Here is a 5,390-nt window from a genome sequence, read left to right as displayed (position 1 = left end):
AAAATCATTAAGCTATTCACGCCAAAACGAAGAGGAGGCTGACCGCATAGGCATCGAGACCATGTACGCATCCGATTACAACCCACGCGCGATGCCAAAAATGTTTGAACGAATGCTTAAAAATGCGCGATTGCAGGGCAATACGCCACCGGAATATTTATCAACTCACCCACTTTCAGAAAACCGCGTGTCCGACACGAGAAACCGGGCCGAGCAGTACCCTGTTAAACCCTATCAAGACAGCGTTCTTTTTCACATCTGCAAAGCGATTGTGACTGTTGACTACGCACAGTCAAAAGAACAAGCCGCTGATCTATACAAATCAATCATTTCTAGAGGGAAACATAAAAATGTCGACGCAGCTCGCTTCGGTCTTGCGTACGCTCTTCTTGAAAGCGACCCTTCCTTCTCACTCAAAACCTTTGAAGAACTCCACACGAAATATCCAGGGACGATCGCAATTAGCATCTTTTTGGCAGAAGCCGAATACTCCGCTGGCAAAAAACAGGATGCGTTCGAGCGCTTAAAGCAGCTTCTTGAGTTCAACCCAAACAACTACCCTAGCGCTCTTCTTCTAGCCGAACTATATGACCTCGAAAAACGCTACGCGGAAGCGGAAAACATCTTAATCAAACTAACGCGAGCGCAAGAGGATAATCCTCTCGTCTGGTATATGCTTTCGGAAATTCACGGGCAAGCAGGCAATATTGTCGGACTTCGACAAGCGCGGGCGCAATTTTTCATACTAACAGGCCGCTATGACCAAGCTATTGAGCAATTGCAACTGGGCATCAAGATCGCCAAGCCAAACAGCCGCTTGGCTAGCATTATGAAAGGCCAACTAGATCGCGCTTACGACCTCAAAGAAAACCCTCCGTTTTAAAAACGGGGACGCCCAAAGAATCAACGATGAATAGAATAACGTTTACACCCTCACAAACGAACTAGCGCGCAGTAAAGGACAACATCCGCTCCAAAGGCTTCAGTGCGTCTCTGCGAAGGGTATCATCGACAAAGACCTCACAACCGTCACTGTTGAGCAGCACATCACGAACCCCCTCCAAGCCGTTCATAGCCATCCAAGGGCAATGAGCACAGCTACGACATGTTGCTCCGCTGCCCGCAGTCGGAGCCTCAATGAAGGTTTTCCCCGGGCTCAACTGCTTCATCTTGTAGAAAATGCCGTTGTCCGTTGCAACGATAAACGTCTCGTTGGGAAGCACTTGAGAGGCTTTAATGAGTTGCGACGTTGAGCCGACCGCATCTGCGAGTTCAACCATTGCATCAGGCGACTCAGGATGAACTAGAACAGCCGCTTCCGGATAAATCTTCTTAAGATCTTTTATCCCCGAAGCTTTAAACTCCTCGTGCACAATACACGCCCCATCCCACAGCAACATATCAGCGCCCGTTTGATGCTGAATATAGCTACCAAGATGTTTATCTGGACCCCAAAGTATTTTCTTTCCGGCGCGATCTAGATGCTCAATCACATCGAGCGCAATACTTGAAGTAACAACCCAATCTGCTCTTGCTTTTACAGCCGCAGACGTATTGGCGTAAACGACTACAGTCCGATCAGGGTGCTGATCGCAGAAACGAGAGAACTCGTCGACTGGACAGCCAATATCTAGGGAGCACGTAGCCTCTAAAGTCGGCATTACAACACGCTTATCCGGACTAAGAATCTTTGCCGTTTCACCCATAAATTTGACACCAGCAACAACGAGCGTTTTCGCATCACACGACGCGCCAAAGCGCGCCATTTCCAATGAGTCGGAAACAAGACCACCAGTCTCTTCGGCTAAAGCCTGTATAGATTCATCTGTATAATAATGCGCGATTAACACCGCATTTTCCTGCTTTAGCAGCTTCGCGATTTCGTTGCTGAGCGTATCAACACGAGCCACATCGAGCTCTTTAGGAATTTTTTCTTGCGCCAAGTGCTCTTGAACAAGAACACGATCTTGAAGATGACCCATTTACACCAAACCCATTGAATTTAACTAGTGGAATTATACCTAAACACGCGCGAACGCTCTAGAAAATACATGACGCCATTTCAGTTGAATGAGGAGGAACAACAGCTTATGCAGGTCAGAACAAAGAAGTGGTGGGTCGTGCAGGATTCGAACCTGCGACCAATTGGTTAAAAGCCAACTGCTCTACCAACTGAGCTAACGACCCCTTGAAAACGCCTATTAAGGCGATCGATGCGTGTTGGAAACACATCTTAGATAAACTGTCGGACTATCTTACCCAGACTACTCGGTACGCCCTAGCCAATTAAAAATTGGTGGGTCGTGCAGGATTCGAACCTGCGACCAATTGGTTAAAAGCCAACTGCTCTACCAACTGAGCTAACGACCCGACAGGGCGCATATAGTAATGATTTTAAGAAAAATAACAAGCCAATTTTCTAGTTTTTTTTGATCAGTCGGCACATACAACAAAAGAAACTAACGCCTTTAAAATCAACCACTTACCTAGAAATCGTGTAATTTTCCGCCAACTTAGCAGCCGTACTGTTTGGAAATTGCTGCTGAACCTGCTTCAAATATTGCTCAGCACTCGCTGGGTCTTGAAGCCGATCCAAAGTCACAGCCAGCTTGTACATTGCGTCCGGCAACTTTCTGTGCCCAGGAAAGGTCTTTACAACAATAGAGAACGCCTGTTTCGCCTGCTCAAGTTTTGGTAATACAAGATAAACCTCCCCCAACCAGTAAAACGCATTCCCTGTTAAATCGCCTTCTGGATATTTCTCGACATATGCATGCAATGCCTCAATTGCTTCGGGAAACTTTTTATCCCGAACATAATTGTATGCATTTTGATAGGCTACCTTTTGCTCCTCCGTCTCTTTTACAGCACCACCAGTTCTTTTGGGCGTCTGGACAGGCACAACCTCTCCACCCAAACCAACGGGAATTACGACTCCAGTCGCTTCAGATGGAGGCTGGTTAGCGACCGAGGCACTTTGAGTCACTAGACCGTCGCGCGAATCGATACCAGCATTGGCCAGTTTCTTCGACAGATCTTGCAAGCGCTGATCAATATCGCGATAGCGCTCTTTAGACAGCTTTTGCATCTGACGAATTTCATAGTCTTTCTCTTCAACAATACCTCGAAGCATCATTACCTCTTGCTTCAATTGCTCAACGAGAAAAAAGAGCTCACTATTAACACTAGGGGCCGGCAATGAGGTTTTCGGCGGGGCCGAAGACGCGCCAGTATTGACCGGCTTATCTTTGCGTGGCTCAGCGAGCTCGGGCTGGGAAGAAACATCACTAGACTGAAAGATCAACGTTTTTGCGCTAACCGAAGAGGTCAAAGCACAAATAAAAAAGGACTTCAAAAGAAGCCCTTTTCTTTGAATAAGTAAAGCTAGCATTGCTTACTTATTGATACTGCAGAACTGCACGACGGTTCTTAGACCAAGCCGAGTCGTTAGAGCCAGGCATAGCCGGTCTCTCTTCGCCATAGCTGACAACTTCGATCTGAGATGCCTGCACGCCGTTCACTTTCAAAAACTGTGCTACAGAGTTACCGCGACGCTCACCCAGTGCAATGTTGTACTCTTTTGTACCACGCTCATCACAGTGCCCTTCAACAACAATTTTCGCTTCAGGGTTCTGCGCTAAATAAGCTGCATGTGCTGCCAATGGCGCTCGGAATTCGGACTTAATCGTAGACTGATCAAGATCGAAGTAGATTGTTTTTACTTCGCGCATTGCAGCCTTTTCTTTCTCTGCCGCCTCTTGCGCTTTTTGCTCAGCAAGCTGCTGTTCGGTCATTGCTTCGTCAGATCCAGCACCAGTGCCTGCACCCGTACCAGAAGCTTCTCCAGTCTGCTCGGCTGTTGGCTCTAAAGGCTCTTCATCAGCAGTGCTTGTTGTTTCACAACCAACCAATACAGTTGTCGCTAAAATCAGGGCTAGGCCATGTTTGTAAGCTTCTAGTTTCATTGTTCTTCCTTTGTCAGATCTAAGATAATTCGTAGCCGCTTTTGTAATCATTCTATCAAGCGTTTGGTTTTTTCGTTCGGCCATGCGCTCTAAAACACATCACGCGCACATAGCTTGAGGACTGAGTTCATACTAATTCAAGCATCCCGCGCCACACAAGACACCTATTTATAATTTTAGTTTAGAAATGGTGACCATGCAGGTTCTCTTACCTGACCAAAGCTTGACGGAAGAAAATATTTAGAGTCTCCATCAACTGAAACCACCCCCAATACACCCTGTCCATTTCGTTTCGTCGCATAAATGATCATCCTCCCATTTGGCGAAACACTGGGTGACTCATCAAGCGGAGTATCCGTCAGGATATACTGATCACTTCCGTCTTCATTCATTGAAGCTATATGATAATTAGAAGAAGACTGATGCACGAAGTACACCTTATCCCCGTCTTGACTAAATCTAGGCCGCGAGTTGTATCGACCTGTAAAAGTCAGTCTCTTGGGGCGGCGATCTATCAAATCCATTTCATAAATCTGGGGAGTACCAGAACGATCACTTGTGAACACTATTTTTCGGCCATCCCGGGACCAGCTACCCTCCGTATCTATCCCGTAATGATTCGTCAGACGATCCAAGCTCGATGTTGCAATATCGAAGGAGTAAAGCTCAGCGTTTCCGTCTTTAGAGAGCGTCATCAGCAGCTTCTTATCATCTGGAGACCACATGGGAGAGCTATTCAATCCTCTGAACGCAGTAACCTGGCGCCGCTTTCCTGTTTTTATATTTTGGATATAAATTGCAGGCCGCCCAGTTTCAAAAGAAACATAGCTAAGCTGCTTAGCATCGTTCGACCAAGACGGAGAAAGAATCGGTTCAGACCCCTTGTATAGAGTCTTAGAGCGCTGACCATCCGCGTCAGCAAGCTGCAACCGATACTCACTTACTCCACCTTTTTTGATATCCAGCGTTACGTAAGCAATTTTAGTCGAAAATGCTCCTTTAACGCCGGTAATCGCCTCGTAGACTTTGTCGGATATACGGTGCGCTAGCGAACGCAATCCGGTTGCGCTGGCGGAAATCAATTCCCCAACTATCCGCTTCTGATTGTAAACGTCCATCAATTCATATTGAACGTGAAACCGACGCCCGGCGGCATCCGAGCTAATCTGACCGACCAACACAAAACTTTGCCCGAGCATCTTCCAGTCGCGAAAATGCACGTCCGTCGACTGATCTGGCAAGCTGAGCATTTTGTTTGTAGGTAAGGTTACGAAATCACCGCTACGAAGCAAATTCGCATCGATAATCCTTGCCACATCTGCAGATAACGGCTGGTTAGTTCGATTGGTAAAAGGAACCACCGATATAGGAACCGCATCATCAGACCCCTTGGTAATCTCAATTAATAGCTCTGCACGAACACTC

The 5,390-nt window shown here is 46.9% G+C and carries 5 protein-coding genes and 2 tRNA genes; 1 reads left to right on the top strand and 6 read right to left on the bottom strand.

The window, feature by feature from the left end:
• Positions 1-883: tetratricopeptide repeat protein (locus tag A3751_RS11025; RefSeq protein WP_156492392.1), on the top strand; the 883-nt coding region annotated here is incomplete at its 5' end.
• 61 nt (positions 884-944) lie between these two features.
• On the opposite strand, the gene nadA is transcribed toward A3751_RS11025, so the two are convergent.
• From nadA to tolB, 6 genes are all read right to left on the bottom strand, one after another.
• The gene (nadA, locus tag A3751_RS11020; RefSeq protein ID WP_068455738.1) at positions 945-1,982 is read right to left on the bottom strand and encodes a quinolinate synthase NadA; all 1,038 of its coding nucleotides are present in this window, start codon (positions 1,980-1,982) and stop codon (positions 945-947) included.
• Between the two features lie 129 nt (positions 1,983-2,111).
• Positions 2,112-2,187: transfer RNA gene (locus tag A3751_RS11015), tRNA-Lys, on the bottom strand.
• Positions 2,188-2,294: 107 nt separating this feature from the next.
• Positions 2,295-2,370 (bottom strand) — tRNA-Lys (locus A3751_RS11010).
• A gap of 112 nt (positions 2,371-2,482) precedes the next feature.
• Complete coding sequence (gene ybgF / locus A3751_RS11005) at positions 2,483-3,355, bottom strand: tol-pal system protein YbgF (RefSeq protein WP_197466284.1); 873 nt, start codon at positions 3,353-3,355, stop codon at positions 2,483-2,485.
• A gap of 43 nt (positions 3,356-3,398) precedes the next feature.
• Complete coding sequence (gene pal, locus A3751_RS11000) at positions 3,399-3,965, bottom strand: peptidoglycan-associated lipoprotein Pal (RefSeq protein WP_068455744.1); 567 nt, start codon at positions 3,963-3,965, stop codon at positions 3,399-3,401.
• 176 nt (positions 3,966-4,141) lie between these two features.
• Positions 4,142-5,390: Tol-Pal system beta propeller repeat protein TolB (tolB, locus tag A3751_RS10995; protein ID WP_068455732.1), on the bottom strand; the 1,249-nt coding region annotated here is incomplete at its 5' end.

It is taken from the genome of Oleiphilus sp. HI0080, assembly GCF_001635135.1.
The sequence above is the reverse complement of the archived record's forward strand: the minus strand, read 5'-3'. Positions and strand labels throughout refer to the sequence as shown.

Bases quoted from the DNA above. Each gene is read 5' to 3' on its own strand.
- nadA (WP_068455738.1), bottom strand. From the start codon at position 1,982: ATGGGTCATCTTCAAGATCGTGTTCTTGTTCAAGAGCACTTGGCGCAA.
- pal (WP_068455744.1), bottom strand. From the start codon at position 3,965: ATGAAACTAGAAGCTTACAAACATGGCCTAGCCCTGATTTTAGCGACA.